At 40.7% G+C, this 15,327-nt stretch carries 13 protein-coding genes and 2 pseudogenes; 9 read left to right on the top strand and 6 right to left on the bottom strand.

The window, feature by feature from the left end; translation table 11 throughout:
• Positions 1–247 precede the first annotated feature (247 nt).
• On the top strand, positions 248–892 hold the full coding sequence (locus CXF80_RS10075; RefSeq protein WP_101032750.1) for a LysE family translocator: 645 nt from the start codon (positions 248–250) through the stop codon (positions 890–892).
• 487 nt (positions 893–1,379) lie between these two features.
• On the opposite strand, the gene CXF80_RS10070 is transcribed toward CXF80_RS10075, so the two are convergent.
• The 4 genes from CXF80_RS10070 to trmH form a co-directional block, all read right to left on the bottom strand.
• Complete coding sequence (locus CXF80_RS10070; RefSeq protein WP_157822211.1) at positions 1,380–2,429, bottom strand: potassium channel family protein; 1,050 nt, start codon at positions 2,427–2,429, stop codon at positions 1,380–1,382.
• A gap of 764 nt (positions 2,430–3,193) precedes the next feature.
• Positions 3,194–3,805 (bottom strand): DsbA family protein, encoded by a 612-nt coding sequence (locus CXF80_RS10065; protein WP_101032748.1) that lies wholly within the window; start codon positions 3,803–3,805, stop codon positions 3,194–3,196.
• Positions 3,806–3,970: 165 nt separating this feature from the next.
• Entirely contained in the window at positions 3,971–4,930 is a 960-nt protein-coding gene (locus CXF80_RS10060; RefSeq protein WP_101032747.1) for a hypothetical protein, read from the bottom strand.
• A 326-nt stretch (positions 4,931–5,256) separates the two neighbouring features.
• Entirely contained in the window at positions 5,257–5,958 is a 702-nt protein-coding gene (gene trmH / locus CXF80_RS10055) for a tRNA (guanosine(18)-2'-O)-methyltransferase TrmH (protein WP_101032746.1), read from the bottom strand.
• Between the two features lie 300 nt (positions 5,959–6,258).
• On the opposite strand from trmH, the gene CXF80_RS10050 reads away from it, so the two are divergent.
• The 6 genes and pseudogenes from CXF80_RS10050 to CXF80_RS10030 all read left to right on the top strand — a co-directional run bounded on the left by CXF80_RS10050 (position 6,259) and on the right by CXF80_RS10030 (position 12,393).
• A complete protein-coding gene (locus tag CXF80_RS10050; protein ID WP_101032745.1) occupies positions 6,259–6,645 on the top strand; it encodes a ribosome recycling factor family protein in 387 nt (128 codons plus the stop codon).
• Between the two features lie 282 nt (positions 6,646–6,927).
• Positions 6,928–7,122 (top strand): annotated as a pseudogene (locus CXF80_RS20765) (alpha-E domain-containing protein); the annotation flags it as partial.
• Positions 7,123–7,719: 597 nt separating this feature from the next.
• On the top strand, positions 7,720–7,932 hold the full coding sequence (gene cspE / locus CXF80_RS10045) for a transcription antiterminator/RNA stability regulator CspE (RefSeq protein ID WP_101032744.1): 213 nt from the start codon (positions 7,720–7,722) through the stop codon (positions 7,930–7,932).
• A 518-nt stretch (positions 7,933–8,450) separates the two neighbouring features.
• Entirely contained in the window at positions 8,451–8,681 is a 231-nt protein-coding gene (locus CXF80_RS10040; protein WP_101032743.1) for a hypothetical protein, read from the top strand.
• Between the two features lie 328 nt (positions 8,682–9,009).
• On the top strand, positions 9,010–11,196 hold the full coding sequence (locus tag CXF80_RS10035) for an OsmC domain/YcaO domain-containing protein (RefSeq protein ID WP_101032742.1): 2,187 nt from the start codon (positions 9,010–9,012) through the stop codon (positions 11,194–11,196).
• A 288-nt stretch (positions 11,197–11,484) separates the two neighbouring features.
• Complete coding sequence (locus tag CXF80_RS10030; protein ID WP_101032741.1) at positions 11,485–12,393, top strand: LysR family transcriptional regulator; 909 nt, start codon at positions 11,485–11,487, stop codon at positions 12,391–12,393.
• Between the two features lie 69 nt (positions 12,394–12,462).
• Here CXF80_RS10030 and CXF80_RS10025 read toward each other — a convergent pair whose 3' ends face one another.
• Positions 12,463–13,584, bottom strand: coding sequence for a DcaP family trimeric outer membrane transporter (locus tag CXF80_RS10025; protein ID WP_101032740.1), 1,122 nt, complete (start codon positions 13,582–13,584; stop codon positions 12,463–12,465).
• 294 nt (positions 13,585–13,878) lie between these two features.
• On the opposite strand from CXF80_RS10025, the pseudogene CXF80_RS20430 reads away from it, so the two are divergent.
• A pseudogene (locus CXF80_RS20430) lies at positions 13,879–14,152 on the top strand (OsmC domain/YcaO domain-containing protein); the annotation flags it as partial.
• 202 nt (positions 14,153–14,354) lie between these two features.
• On the opposite strand, the gene CXF80_RS10020 reads toward CXF80_RS20430, so the two are convergent.
• Positions 14,355–14,534, bottom strand: coding sequence for a hypothetical protein (locus CXF80_RS10020; protein WP_101032739.1), 180 nt, complete (start codon positions 14,532–14,534; stop codon positions 14,355–14,357).
• Between the two features lie 499 nt (positions 14,535–15,033).
• On the opposite strand from CXF80_RS10020, the gene CXF80_RS10015 reads away from it, so the two are divergent.
• A complete protein-coding gene (locus CXF80_RS10015) occupies positions 15,034–15,282 on the top strand; it encodes a hypothetical protein (protein WP_101032738.1) in 249 nt (82 codons plus the stop codon).
• Positions 15,283–15,327: the final 45 nt, after the last annotated feature.

Below are 15,327 nucleotides of genomic sequence, written 5' to 3'. Positions count from 1 at the left end.
TCAGGGCTGGCCTTTACTCTTTGGGCGCCAAAAATCACTGGGCTCAGAGTCAAGGTCATTCTATTGTTTGCTATTGTTTTAGCTTGTTTTTATACTGCTTTGGTTTATCCCTACTTAATATTCTTCCCGTAAACAAACCCTGCCAACTGTCGTGCTCATTTAAATACAATATGACTTTCATTCATGTTGAATAGCTGTAAAATCCGCGCCTTATTTTCCCGTCTTAATAGTGGTTGTTTGTGTTTTTATGATGATTGATCTGGCTTTGCTTCCTTTATATTTAACCACTGTGGTCGCGTTATTGTTAATTCCTGGACCTGACATGCTGCTAATTGCTAGTTCTAGTTTGAGCTATGGCCGCAAAGTGGGGGTTTATGCCAGCTTTGGTAATGCGACCTCAGGACTTATTTTAACCTTACTTGCTGCAATGGGCGTGTCTGCATTAGTGGCAATGAATCCAATGGCGTTAGAGCTCTTACGGGTATTGGGCGGCGCTTATTTACTTAAAATGGGCTGGGATTGCATGCGCAGTAGCGCGAGCGATGCGCCGGAAATTAAGTCGCAGAATAACATCGCTAAATTACTCTATCGCCGCGCGGTGATGAGCAATCTACTAAACCCTAAAGCGTTGATATTTTTTGTTTTATTTTTGCCGCAGTTTGTTTCTACTCAGATCAGTGCCAGTTCAGGAGAACAAATGCTGGCATTAGGCCTGCTGCTTAATGTTATTGGGTTGTCGTTCAATTTGTTGCTGGTGGCTCTAGTGGGGAGTTTGGGTCAACCATTGCTGAAAAACGAAAAATTCCGCACCTATCAAAATAAGTTTATGGGGATGATATTTTTTGCTTTGGCGATTTGGTTACTGGCGTCGCAAGTGCAGAGTATCGGTTAACTTTGTTTTCAAATGGTTACGTACCATTTGCAAATAAGTGCGACCAGTCAATAAGTGAGGCTAGAGCACTTTTTTGAGCTCTTATTTAAAAGCTGGATTACGCTGTGGGTGCATTAAGCTGTCGACATACAAATTAGGGATGATGACAGCTTAATAAACCAACCTGCTTATGCCGATCTCAGGTTAATGTGTAAAGTCTTTAAAAATAACTGACATCAGCCACCAACAGTCCAAACCGCTCCTTTCAACGCGTATATTTCGCTGATTGCATCGATTGATCCCGTTCTTAATCGAACATCATTTTCAGACTTTCTCTTACCAAGCTTTACTCGCCGAGGTGGCCGTTTGTTGATGTAAAAAGACAATATCGACTATGGACTATGGACTATGGACTATGGCGATGAGATATTGATCAAAAAGTTAATTTAGCGCCCCAACGTGTCCCAGCAAAATATATTTCACTAGCCAATTGAAGGCGCTTTTTTGCTTAAAATCCGTTTTGGTCGAAGGTTATTCGGTCTAACGCAATATAGTAAAGGAAAGTGCTTTTTCCCACTGGGAGTACTTCATCGTCGTCTGGATTAATCGCCAGCGTTTTGCCAAGCTTATCATTGGCTACCCCAATGAAAATCGCGTTGTGATTACCTTTGATGAAGGCCGCGACATCGGCCACAGTGCGCGGCTTTGACAATACCACTTCTTGTGCATGCATTGTTTGGCCAGAATTGGTTAGCAAGCTTTGGAACGCTAGGTCTGAGCCGCTATCTTGAAGTGACCGCACCAGCTTTTCATTTTTGTTGGAGCTGAGCACCTCGATAGGTTTATTTAGCTGTCGCAGGGCTTGTGCTTGGTCTTCGTTATCGATAAAAGTAGCGATAAAACTGTTTTCACTCACCTTGGTTGAATAGTGAACCGCCAAGCTGAAGTTGCGGTCATCATTCTCTAAGTCGATAGCAATTTTGTCGGCGCTACTAATGCAGACTTTGTTAAGTACGTCTTGATCATGCAAATTGTCGACTGACAAGTATTTGATTTTTTCGTTATCAGGGAACGGGTGAGCAAAGTCGCCATTGGTAAGCAATACAATGGTTCTGTCGGGTCGGTTATGATCATCAAGGATAAGTTGGATAAGCTTTCGCGACTTCTCAGCAGTGCTACAAATAAGAATAATGTGACCTTGCAGTGCGGTGATATTTGATTTTCCCGTCATGTGTAAATTCCAACCGTTAAAGATAAATTTGCCCATTTTGCCGATCAGTATACTGAACAACACAAAATTAACGGGTAAGTAGTAAAATGTTAAAAGCATTTTGCCAGCAAGTGTTTCGGGGTAAATGTCGCCATACCCAAGCGAACTTGCGGTAACTACGCTCCAGTAAATGAAGTTAAGTGGAGATGAGACGATGTTGCTTTCACCCGCCAGTGAGAAGCCGAAATAACCAAGCACTCCGCAAGCCAGCAGCAAGATAAATAACGAGCTGTTACGTGTTCGGGTGATCTCAAGTCCAAATCGCCGGATAAAATTAAAGATGAGCATGAACCACTCCCTTATGTGCAGTTTGTCGATGACGCGAGTAAAAAAAGCTGTATCGATACCGGTTTTTTCGGCCCAGACGCTCAGAGATATCGCAATAGTCGGAGTCATTATCCAGACACCAAGAACATGAATATACGGCATTTGGGCTTATGGGGTAACCGCTGAAACAAAATACAAGACAGGCATATGAAACAAGTAAAGCCCGAAGGTGTGCATTGATATGTTTCTAGTGCATTTTTTAGCACCCAGATTAAACACGTTATGTGTGTTCGCAAGGCTGTGAATGCTAATAATGGGCATAGCCGTGAAAAACATCAACATGTAGTCGCAAAGAATCTGCTTGGTGGGGAATAACTGACAAATGATAAGGTCGTGACCCATTATCTTTGCTGCAGTTAGGTTTATAGTGTCCTGAACGCACAGTATCGTGAAAAATCCAAATCCAAATCCAAACCCAAACTCAAACCCAAACCCAAAAAATGAGCGTGGCTAAAGCAGCAAACTTAGCGAGCAAAGAGGGTTGGGATAAAGTAATCAACATTATCCCGTTGTGAACATCATCAAGAGACAAGCCAACGACAAAGCCTATTGAACACTCTGTAGACTTTAGAGGTCGAATTTATTCAACATAGTAGTGGCGCTATCTTTAATAACGCTCTAAAGAGGATAAAAAACCCGAGCTGGATCCGACATTGGCACAAACGGACACTGAGTCATGTCCATATCCTAGTTAATGGCGGTGATAGATAAAGCTAGTTAACTCTTTATTTACTAATGGCGGCGATCTCTTTTTCAACCGCAGCGACTACGGCTTGAGGGTCGCTAAGATATTGTGAGTGATCGATAAAGATGGCGTTATCATTAACTGTCATTACCATAACGGGGAAGCCCGTGGTGCCGATGATTTGTTGGATTTCTTCTATATCTTCTAGTACGTATTCTGCATCCGTACTGAGCTCATCTTTAAACACTTTATTTGATGGTGACAGTTTAAACTTCTCTACGATGGCAGTGAAATCGTGTTTATTATCCAGTGGATTGCCTTCAATGAAGTGTGCTCTTTGTATTGCATTGAGCACGGGCAATTGCTTGTCAGCTTGCTTACTCTGCACCCATCCCATCAAGTTTGCGGTCTTTATTGAGTTTTTAGGACTGTTTACATAGCGAAGATGATCTCTACCAAATTTAAGCCCACTAATTTTTGCCGCGGCTTGCATCTGCTCTTCGCCAGCACTGTCTTTGCCGATGTAATGCGCGCTATGTAGCAAGTGTACATTCATGTTTGGATAGGCTTGTTGCAATGCGTTGACCAAAGGTGTGGCTGCGTAGCTCCAAGGGCAATGTGAGTCGTAGATAAAATAAAGCTCAGTAGTCATTAAGTTAATTCTTGTTTGCGATCAGATAAGCTGATCCTAAATAGTTTGTTGGCATTATACAATCATTGAATCTGCGGGGGACTGAGCTTGATACAGCGGTAACCATGAGGCCAATGGGTCAAACTAACTAGCGAAAGCCTTAAGGCTTGCGCTAGTGAGTAACGTTTAAATAACTCTCATGCACATGGCATAGCTTGAAAGGGTTCTTGATGAAAAGGTAGAGTCTGCCTCTGCCCAGACATACCAACTATTCCCACTTGGTCTGCTTTGACGAACCATACCAGCACCTAATCCACCATTACTGACAGAATAACCACCGCCTGACAGTTGATAATTACTTGGACAAGTTGCCGTCGTTGAACGTTGCGTTACGGTAAATATCGATTGCGGCATACTGACTGAACTAACTCTAAGGGTATTCACTATTGTGCCAACGCCTGCGCTAACGTTATCAAGTTCACAACTGACATTACCATTAGCATAAATTATTCTGATTGAAGAGCCCGCGGCACATATTCCATTTATCCTGTTTTGTTTTGTTGATAATTGAGAATATAAATTACTTATTTGGGTGTTTTGTTGGCTGATGAGAACTTGTAAATTGGAAATGTCACCATCATTGGCGCTAATTCTTTGCTCAATAATCAGAATATTCTGTTTTATCATTTGAATCATTTGTTGCATTGCTTGATCCGACAGAATAATCGCAGCAATATCATTTTCATTATCAGTGACTCTGGCCTCTAGAGCGTCAATTTTGTTCGACATAACCGCAATCAATTGATCCTGCATAGTATTCCATAATGTTAAGGCCGCTATATCGGTTTCATTTTCAAGCACTCTATTTTCTAGTGCGCCTAATGAAGCTTGTAAGGCTGCAATGAGTACATCCTGCTCAACTTGAGAGTTGACGAGTTCATCAATTTGACTCTGTAGAAATGCAACTGCGGTAGCGAGATCTTGACTTAGAGCATCAATTTGACCTTGAAGCGCTTGGAAAGGTTGTCCGTTAGCCCCTGGGTAAGCTTGATCATTGCCATTCCCAGCTATTAAGGTGGCTGATGCGGTACTAAGCAACATGCCAGTAGTGAGTATTAGTGCTGCGTGTTTGAGTTTAGTTTTCATTGTAAAAAAAATCCTTTTTGAGTGTTCGATTTTGCTTTTTGAAAGTACAGCTGAAGACTCTTACAAATGCCATTGAACTCTAGAAGACGAATACCATTACAGCCAGTCACAGAACTGCGACTTTAGACTGAAATAGCCTTATCGTATTGTTAATATTGTATTATATTGTATTTTTTTGACTGCAATGACGCAGAAAGACATTTGGAGGGGGAGTTAGTAGAAACCAAAATTAAAACTGATGTTGCACATAAAAAGCGGACCAATGCTACATTTTTGTTAAATGGTCGTAATGAATGGGCTAAGTTTAGTCACATTTTGCAAGGCATTTAGCCCACTAAAGCTTGCGGATCGGGTGCGCGCATTCGATCCCACCATTGTTTATTGGCAACTATTTGGCCTTGTTCATCAATAGTGGGGTAGGGGATTTGTTTACGGCGACAGGCATTGGCGTAGATGGGATGACCTTGTTCAAACAGCATAGTTTGGCAGTAAACGTGGTCAAGTTTACGAGTGCCGTACATATTGGCCTGTTCGCGTTGGCGCTGGGCTTCATACATTACTAATGCGGCAGCCACTGACACATTGAGTGATTGCACCATGCCTCTCATGGGGATGATGATGTGTTGGTCGGCCGCTTCAATCGCTTCTGCGCTGACGCCATCACGCTCATTACCCATTACGATGACGGTGGGCTGGGTATAATCTATCTCGCGAAAATCCACTGCAGCATCTGAAAAAGTGGTGGTTAATACCTGCATTTTTTGTGCTTTAAAGGCGTGATTAGCTTGAGCAAATGTGTCGTGTTTGACTGTGTTAACCCACTGTTGGCTTCCAGAAGCGGTATTACCAGATACCCGCATATCAATATCGGGCCACACGGCATGAATTTCATAAATTCCCACACAGTCAGCAGAGCGAAGAACCGCCGCAATATTATTGGTCATATGCACTTTATCAAGGCAAACCGTTAAGTCGACTTGTCGATTATCAAGCATCTGATTTATTCGGGCAAAACGTTCTGGGCTCATGGGGCAATTCTACTTAATGTTATTCAACACATTTTAACCTTTGCTTTCAACAAAAAAGCGCCCAATACGTCTGAAAAGCGATTAATATTGATAGCAAGGTGATCATTCGTGCGCCATTATAACGTTAAAATGCTAACCCTAAAACGCCATTGATCTCAGCAAGCGCATTTTTAGATGATAAGTGTTGCCAGAAATCACAATATCTCTTTTTTAATTTATAGTGATAAGTGATAGAGAAATAACTGTTATTTAGCTAATCAAGCTAGCTAATGACAACCCAATAGATTTTCACCGTAGGCCATGACCGAAGATATTACTATCCGATTACCTTCTCTGATCCACCGAATAGGCGGCGAGAAAACCAAGCAAGCTAAAACGATAGCGCTGCAATATGACTGCGAGGTTAAGCGTGTGCGTCGATCTCGACATTGGGGGGTATCAGGTGAGGCTATTAAGATTCAGTCGTTTACAGAGCGATTAAAATTAGAAAGTGATGTTAGTTTTGGTTACCTTATCCACAAGATTGAAACCGCACTGCTTGGTCATGCCGACAAGTTAGAACCTTTAGAGGCAAAGCTTGTGCGTTTGATTAATGACCAGCCAAATATCACCTTGGGCGAATTGATCCACCTTACTCAATGCACCATGGCAGAAGCCAGGATTGCACGTTTTAATATCGAATTATGAGCTTAAGTGGACTATTTTTATTATAATACACTAATGATTGCCCCTATTATCTATTGGATTATTGATACTCATCAGTTACCCATTCGTCATCAATAATCTTGAGATTATTGTTTTAATAGTTTAATGGTAAGCAAGTTAAAGCGCTTGTTCGATAGGCTTTTTACTCAAAAAAACAGTCTTTTTTGGGGTTGTTAATGGTGCTGAATGGCCATTGCGCTTACGTCTAAATTAGCCCATGATGCTGAGTTATGTTCCGTTTGAGTTTGTTAATTAAGGCATGCATTACAACAGGTTGAACGCAGATTAGAACGCTTACCTCGTAATCATGATATTACTAAGGCGTTGCAAGGCGCGAATCAACAGTTGGTGTCTGCCAAGCCGGAAAAGCTTAAGCAGGACAAGCTTGATGATTTTATCGATCTAATGCAGATTGAGTTAGATAATTTGCATGACAGCATCAATCAAACCTATTTTTAGTCACATAGAGATAGTCTGCAGTATCGTTTCATAGGAAACCGGTACATTTATCCTAGTCGTCTTATCCCACCTTTTTTGGCTTTATAATTAAAATGTGGGGTAAGGCAGATTTTTTTAATCAGAACAAAAAAAATTAGCAAAGTGATTTTTTTGTAATCGTTAATCAAATGCGTTTATAAATAAACCTAACTATCTGTCTGTCTTTAAGTTACTGTAATAAATAAGTTATTGGTGGTTATTTTGCTTAACTGCTGCTGAGGTACTTGGTCTTTTTGTTGCGTTTTATCGTGGTAAGTTGGGGCTGTTTACTAAAATCAGATGCTCAGAGCATTGATGTTTATAGTCATGTTCACCATCATTTTAACGATTTTACACATTAAGCCTTTACAATATCCAAAACTACTGTAATATATCTCGTGCTCTGACATTCAGAGTTATTAATGAACATCAAGTAAAAGAAAAGCCTTAGAATCTCTTCGTTATCGTTGTTATCCTCTGTGTTTCCCTTAGCTTCATCGTGACATTCAATAATTCAAGCTCGAGCGCATCGCATTTTCGCGACAGATTGATTAAATTTAAATATATAAGGGACACAAAATGTCTGATAAAACAACTGGTTTAGTAAAATGGTTTAACGAAGATAAAGGTTTTGGCTTTATTACTCCTGATAATGGCGGCGCTGATGTGTTTGTTCATTTCCGTTCAATCACTTCAGAAGGTTTCAAAACTTTAGCTGAAGGCCAAAAAGTTTCTTTCGATGTTGAGCAAGGCCAGAAAGGCCCACAAGCTGCTAACGTAGTAGCTGTGTAACTCGACTTTGTAAGATAACGCAAACGGTTTAACGACTGTTTGCGTTTTTTTATGTCTATAATTTAATGATTTATCCTTTTTTCAATATTTATTTTCAATATGCTAAGTATCTTAAACAGCTTAAGTGCCTGCAATGCTTTTAAATATATTCAACATAGTTAAGCATTTACAATAGTTAAGCATTTATAATAGTTAACTACTTCCAATATCTCCTTTTTATCCGTTTTATCCTTTTTCTGCATCGATTGTTAATAAAACGCCTGAATAAAAACACATAAGCCCAACTCCAATTTCGACTATCCTTAAATTAACAGGGATCGCCATTGCTGCGTTAATGCGCCTTAAATTGAAAACCTTGCGCCGCTCTGAAGGGTTCAGATAATGGATCTGATTGGCATTATGCTCACGCTATCGATCCACTCTATAATTCCCCAGTTTCTGTTGATCTGGATCAACGCTTAGGATCGTAAATCAATTCATTATATTAGCTAAGTTGAATACTGGTGGGTGAAGTCATAATGTCAGATAATAAACTCATTTTAGTCTTAAAATTATGCATCACTATGGGCATTAGCTTAATTTTGTTAGGGATTTATTGCCATAACTTCAGTGAAACGATTGAGATGATGGGCGTCAAAGGGATTATGATTAGTGCTATGTGTGTCGCCATTGGTATGGCGTTGTCATTGCCGACTAAAATGTACCTGACCTTTATATTGGTTAAGCGTGAAACCGAAAAAAGCCAATAATCAATTGTGGTTGTTTAGGAGGGGGCGGACTGCGTCCTGCTAGGCTCGCTTCGCGCTAAACTTATAGCATCTAGCAGCGAAGCGACCTAGAACTTAGGAATAGTGATACCTTGCCGTTTGAATAGAAAACAGTGAAATCCTCAAGGTATTCTGTCTTAATAAGGATCTCCACGACTCGCTTTGCAACTCACTAACATCGTTTATCCCGCGAAATCGCTTTTTGTGATCATTTATTAATTAACTCAAGACTCTTGGGTCAAAAACACCGATAATTGTCCCTAATTATACAAGCAGGCCGATTGGCTGCGCACGACTGTGGATATATTCAATGGAAATCAAAGTAAATTTTCTCGACAACCTGAGACTCGAAGCTAAATTTGACGACTTTACCGTTACGACCGATCAACCTATTCGCTACAAAGGTGATGGTTCAGCTCCCAGTCCTTTTGATTATTTCTTGGCTTCGTCAGCCCTTTGTGCAGCCTACTTTCTCAAGGTGTATTGTAAAGCCCGTGATATTTCGACTGAAAATATCAAACTATCGCAAAACAACATTGTTGACCCTGAAAATCGTTACAACCAAATATTTCAAATTCAGGTTGAATTACCGGATGATATTTCCGATAAAGATCGCGAAGGTATTTTACGTTCTATCGACCGCTGTACGGTTAAAAAAGTGGTACAAACGGGTCCTGAATTCAAAATAGAAACGGTTAAAAAACTAGATGCAGACGCCAATGCCATGCTGATGGGCCAACCCGACGGCGATGCGAGCACGTTTATTTTAGGCAAAGATTTACCGCTTGAACAAACCATTAAAAACATGACCGGCTTGTTAGCCGACCTGGGTATGAAAATCGAAATATCGTCATGGCGCAACATTGTGCCTAACGTTTGGTCTTTACATATCCGTGATGCAGCGTCACCAATGTGTTTCACCAACGGCAAAGGTGCGACCAAAGAAAGCGCGCTATGCTCGGCTTTAGGTGAGTTTATTGAGCGTCTTAATAATAACTTTTTCTATAACGATCAATTCTTTGGTGAAGAGATCGCTAATAACGAGTTTGTCCATTATCCCAATGAAAAATGGTTCCAACTGGAAGACGATGACGTGCTTCCTGCTGGCATGTTAGATGAATACTGTTTAGACATCTATAATCCAGACGATGAGCTATGTGGCTCGCACTTGATTGATACTAACTCAGGCAATATTGATCGCGGTATTTGTGCGATTCCGTATACTCGCCAATCAGATGGCGAAACCGTGTTTTTCCCGTCTAACTTAATTGAAAATCTATTTTTAAGTAACGGCATGAGTGCGGGTAACAACCTGCAAGAAGCGCATGTTCAGTGCTTATCTGAAATTTTCGAGCGTGCGGTAAAACGTCAAATTATTGAGCAAGAAATTATTCTGCCAGACGTGCCAATGGCAGTGTTAGAAAAGTATCCAAGTATTTTAGCGGGCATTAAGGGGCTTGAAGCTCAGGGCTTTCCTATAGTGGTGAAAGATGCTTCTTTAGGCGGCCAGTTCCCAGTGATGTGCGTGACATTGATGAACCCAAGAACCGGTGGTGTATTTGCCTCATTTGGTGGTCACCCGAGTTTTGAAGTGGCGTTAGAGCGTAGCTTAACCGAGCTGTTGCAAGGCCGCAGTTTTGAAGGCTTAAACGATGTGCCAAAACCGACCTTTAATAGCATGGCGGTTACTGAGCCAGAAAACTTTGTTGAGCACTTTATCGATTCAACAGGGGTGATTTCTTGGCGCTTCTTTAGCAGTAAGTTTGACTATGAGTTCTGTGAATGGGACTTTACCGGCACTAGCGAAGAAGAAGCCAAAGGCTTATTTGGTATCTTAGAAGCCATGGGTAAAGAAGTGTATATTGCCGAATTCACTGATTTAGACGCTTCTGCTTGTCGTATTTTAGTGCCTGATTATTCGGAAGTTTATCCTGTAGACGACTTGATTTGGGATAATACGAATAAAGCACTAGATTACCGCAAAGATATCTTAAACCTGCATTCATTAAGCACTAAAGCGTTAGCTAAGTTAGTTAATCGTTTAGAAGAGAGTCAGTTAGATAACCATACCGATATTCGAACCTTAATCGGCATAGTGTTCGACGAAAATACGGCTTGGGGTCAGTTAACCATTATTGAATTGAAGATCCTGATTTATCTCGCGTTAGGTTCCCACGACGACGCCATTGAGTTAGTCGGCGAGTTCTTACAGTTTAACGACAACACTGTTCAGCGTGGGTTGTTCTATCAAGCAGTAAACGCTGTGCTTGAAGTGACCTTGGATGAAGACTTAGAGCTTGAGCACTTTATCGGTAACTTTAACCGCATGTTTGGTCAAGAAGTCATGGACAATGTGGTGGGGTCAGTTAATGGCACGGTACGCTTTTATGGCCTCACAAAAACCAGCATGCAGCTAGAAGGCATTGAGCCCCATTTACGCTTGATTGAAAGTTACAAAAAACTGCATCAAGCCCGTAAAGCGAAAGCTGGGATATAAATACTCATTGAGTTGAGCGCTAAGCGTAAGTTCATTGTGATAACAAGAGTAATAGCGAACCAAACGGTTCGCTTTATTTTTTGTTGAAGCTAATAGACCTAAAAACCATCCATTCATGTCCATCTCCAGGCACTAATATTACTTTATGGTGAGCCTCCCCATAGGCAATGAAAATAAATATTGTTCACAAAGTTGTAACCATACAATCTACATTATTTTTTACTTCTGGTATTATGTCGCAAATGAAATTTATTTTTTCTTTTTGTGACATAATCGAAGGCTAATAGCATGGTGGCAAAAGCGGATGACATAATTTTATTTGTCATGGTTGTAGAAGCAGGATCGTTTACAAAAGTGGCTGAAAAGCTCAGTTTGACTAACTCAGTGGTGAGCAAACATATTGCAAGGCTTGAGCAAGATGTGAATACACAACTGCTCTATCGCACCACAAGGAAATTAGCTTTAACGGATGCAGGAGCAACATTTTATGGTAAAGCGCGATTAGCCAAAATAGCATTTCAAGAGGCGGCCGATGCGATATCTGGCTACAGTGATGATGTGCGAGGCACGATCAAACTGACCATTCCAGTAGTGCCAGCAAGGTTAGTATTAAATAATGCATTAGCTGATTTTTGTCGCGATTACCCCAACGTCGATGTTGATTTGACCATAGCTGACCAATTCGTTGATATTCTTGATCAAGGTTATGATTTAGCAATAAGAACGGCTCATCTTGTTGATTCGTCTTTAATTGCAAGGCGCTTAATTGATTCAGATTGGCTGGTGTGTGCCACACCTGAATATTTAAAACAAAACGGTACTCCACTGGCCCCGCAAGATCTGGCTAAACATAGCTGCTTACTTTATCACTATGAAAGTAGTGGCGTGGATCAATGGGTATTTAAAAATGCTGAGGGTAATTACACGGTAAATGTGCAGGGTCGATTCCGATCAAATAACCTTGAGTCGTTAAGGCAAGCAGCGTTAGCGCATTTTGGCATTGCTTATCTTCCCCAAGCGCATATTTATGAAGATTTACAGGCAAATAACTTAGTCGCTTTACTGACTGAGCATAGTGGCAAAGATTTAGGCATTTATGCGGTATACCCGAGCACAAGACTGCCTGACAAAAAAATTAAATTATTGATTGAATACTTTCGCAAAGCTTTTCACTCAAAAAAGGATTATTTTTACTAATTAGCAGTATAAATAAAAACTCGATAGATACTGCCCGTAAATGAGCAATACCTATCGTAGTCTGGGAACTTAGAAAGCGTATTTAGCAGATAATTGTAGATAGTCTGAATCTATGTCAGTCATGCCTTCGTCTTCAATGGCATAATTACCTAGCTCGACACCCACACTTAACTCAGGGGTAACGTTAGTGATTAAGTTAACGCCCCAATGTGCGCGACTTTTGTTTGTCTCATCCGTTTCTGCTGTGCCATAAAATGCGGTAGAACGCAAAGTATCAGTCCAGAAATGACGATAAGCGACAGTAAATGCAGTTGTTGACTCTACTACTGTTTCTCCTTGGTCATCAGTAACAATATCTGGTGTCATACCAGCAGCAACATACCGGCCAGAGTCACCTACGGTAACTTGGAAACGTAAATCGTCTTTACCAACCGTTTTAATCACGCCGCCTACATTGGCTGCCACGGCAACCTCATCAATTCCGCCTTGGTCCACTTTTCTAACAAGCGCCCCTACAGATAATTGACCCCAGTCCGCTTTATGATCGTAACGGGCGACAAAATCTGGGATAGACTCATCTTTGTCGGCTTGATCGCCAGTTACACCGACACCACTTGATGATGCACCAATACTTCCGTTGCCATTGGTTTCTGGATTTTCAATAGAAAATTGCCAAGCGCCATAGGTGTAGCGTAATTGTGTTTGTCTAATAAACACTTCGCCAACATGTGGTCCACCAAAATCTAGCGCTTCTGGTAATGCATGTAATGGCATAAATGTGGTCCAAGTTTGACCGGCCAACCAGTTTTTATAACTAATAAAAAAATGTCTTAAACGTGGGTTTGAAGAGTTACTCACTACTTCGTTACCGCCACCACCGTACATATCTACTTCAACAAATCCAGATATATCACCGTGTTGAACTTTTAAATTTACGCGTGATTCTTTGACATTAAAACCCGTATGAGATGTATCGACAGGTACACCTGATGGGAAGTTAGCAATCCAATAATCTTGATAAGCAATATCGCCATTCACATGACGGACATCCACTTTTGCATAGCCACCCAAGGTCACTTTAGTATCTTGTCCTGCAACAGTATCAGTCATTAACTCTATGCCAGCATTAGCTTGCATGCTTGCAGCTAGTGCTGTGAGTAAAAATAGGTTTTTGTATTTTTTATGTGTCATTTGTTATCCCTCTGTTTCCCCGAAAGCGAAGTGCTAATGTAAAGGGATTTGTTAAAAGGGTAAACTATGTTAATGGACAATGACTTGTTCCAAAAACGCTATAAATAGAAAATTTGCTTATTAATTTACGATAATCGATTAAATAGGAATGAGTAAAATAGGCTCAACAATACGTGGTTACAGCAAGATGGCTGCCAGAGGTGAATTCAACTATATTTCTTTTTTTAGGTTTAAGCTATTGATTAATATTGACTATATACTGCAGGTGTTTATGTAAGATGACGTAAGCCTTCACTTTTTGTGTTGTTTCTTTGTGTACATAAAGGCGCCATTGGGCTGGTGGGCGAGCGCTACAATAGGGTACAAGGAGGCTTATTTTATCAAGGCGTCAGCGCAGTGTTAGAAGTGACCTTAGATCAAAATTGAGACCTTGAGCACTTATTGGTAATGCCAATAGCATGTTCGGCAAGGGGAAATCGGCTATGTTGTCGGTTCAGTTACTGGCAAGGTGCGTTTTTACGGCCTAACTAAAACCAGCATGCAACTTGAAGGTATTGCGCTACATTGATGTGTGATTGAAAGCGATAAGACTTGACTCTATGCCGGTAAAGAGAAGCCGGGGTGTAATATCGAGTCATCCATCCATGGGTCATACGTTCAAAAAGTGAGCCTGCGAGATTTGATTTTGTTGGGGATTAACAACGTCGACTCTGACTCACGTTAATAATTCACATTATTACTCGTCTCAATAGTTGTCTACAGTAGTGCCTCTATCTTCTGCGTGCTTTATCTTCTGCGTGATCAATGAGCATATCAATTACACAATAAACATCACTGCTATTCTTTAATAAGCTGTAACCCGAAATGTCTGTGATTGCATAGGGCGAAACTAATGCAGAGTCAGTATTATAATTTGCCAGCATTTGGTTGGTTTCAAATTCATCACTCATCGCTTCAAGACTTCAAGTCAATACTGTTATAGCGGACAGAGTGCTTCTGGCAATGGTGTAAGGACATTGGCTTAATATCGTTACCAGTATGTTAGGCCGTAAAAGTACAACATTGGTGTATAAAGCATGGAAGAGAAGAGTCGCTTTATAAGCGTGAGATCTTGCTCAACCTTGGGTTGCTTAACACATCTTGGCGGCTGACAAAGATTGTCGAGAATTATTGCTGCATCAGTTCGTTGCAATCCAGCGTAAAGCTCAATGAGCTAGTGCTGATGTCATTGTTAAGTGTTCTTACGTGGCTAATGTCTGGAAGAAGGTCCCATTGAGCAGACCATATTGATTGGGTGAAACCGGATTGAAATTCTTTTAGTGTTCAGAGTAATGTGCAGATGCATTACTGCACTTAGGTACCTTATTAATCCGCAATGCGATAAAATATAAGCCAATAATGAGTTATGTCATATCGCTAACTTGGCACTGAAATTGGTAAGGAAAATGAATGAATATTGAAAACAATGTGATAGATAATTTAGCAGAATTAGAGCGTTTTTTACTTTCGGTAGAAAAGGGCGGTTTAGATTTAGAAGGGGTTGTAGGCGTTGGTATGGCAACCAATAATGCTGATGGTCGTCATTTTGTTGCCGTATTTGGTGACAATCATAAACTGTTATTAACTCGCTGGATAACGGCTGAAATATTTGAAACCGGCAAAGAGATGGTGCAACACGGAGTAAAACCAAAGCACTGATAAAGCATACTTACTGATAAATTATCAAGGACAGAAACAAGATTT

This window comes from Shewanella sp. Actino-trap-3 (genome assembly GCF_002836275.1).
Classification (GTDB): domain Bacteria; phylum Pseudomonadota; class Gammaproteobacteria; order Enterobacterales; family Shewanellaceae; genus Shewanella; species Shewanella psychromarinicola.
Note: the sequence above shows the minus strand (reverse complement) of the source record. Positions and strands in the feature narration are given on the sequence as shown.

Coding starts and splice junctions, on each gene's coding strand:
- CXF80_RS10075 (WP_101032750.1), top strand. CDS start 248: ATGATGATTGATCTGGCTTTGCTTCCTTTATATTTAACCACTGTGGTC.
- CXF80_RS10070 (WP_157822211.1), bottom strand. CDS start 2,429: ATGCTCATCTTTAATTTTATCCGGCGATTTGGACTTGAGATCACCCGA.
- CXF80_RS10065 (WP_101032748.1), bottom strand. CDS start 3,805: ATGACTACTGAGCTTTATTTTATCTACGACTCACATTGCCCTTGGAGC.
- CXF80_RS10060 (WP_101032747.1), bottom strand. CDS start 4,930: ATGAAAACTAAACTCAAACACGCAGCACTAATACTCACTACTGGCATG.
- trmH (WP_101032746.1), bottom strand. CDS start 5,958: ATGAGCCCAGAACGTTTTGCCCGAATAAATCAGATGCTTGATAATCGA.
- CXF80_RS10050 (WP_101032745.1), top strand. CDS start 6,259: ATGACCGAAGATATTACTATCCGATTACCTTCTCTGATCCACCGAATA.
- cspE (WP_101032744.1), top strand. CDS start 7,720: ATGTCTGATAAAACAACTGGTTTAGTAAAATGGTTTAACGAAGATAAA.
- CXF80_RS10040 (WP_101032743.1), top strand. CDS start 8,451: ATGTCAGATAATAAACTCATTTTAGTCTTAAAATTATGCATCACTATG.
- CXF80_RS10035 (WP_101032742.1), top strand. CDS start 9,010: ATGGAAATCAAAGTAAATTTTCTCGACAACCTGAGACTCGAAGCTAAA.
- CXF80_RS10030 (WP_101032741.1), top strand. CDS start 11,485: ATGGTGGCAAAAGCGGATGACATAATTTTATTTGTCATGGTTGTAGAA.
- CXF80_RS10025 (WP_101032740.1), bottom strand. CDS start 13,584: ATGACACATAAAAAATACAAAAACCTATTTTTACTCACAGCACTAGCT.
- CXF80_RS10020 (WP_101032739.1), bottom strand. CDS start 14,534: ATGAGTGATGAATTTGAAACCAACCAAATGCTGGCAAATTATAATACT.
- CXF80_RS10015 (WP_101032738.1), top strand. CDS start 15,034: ATGAATATTGAAAACAATGTGATAGATAATTTAGCAGAATTAGAGCGT.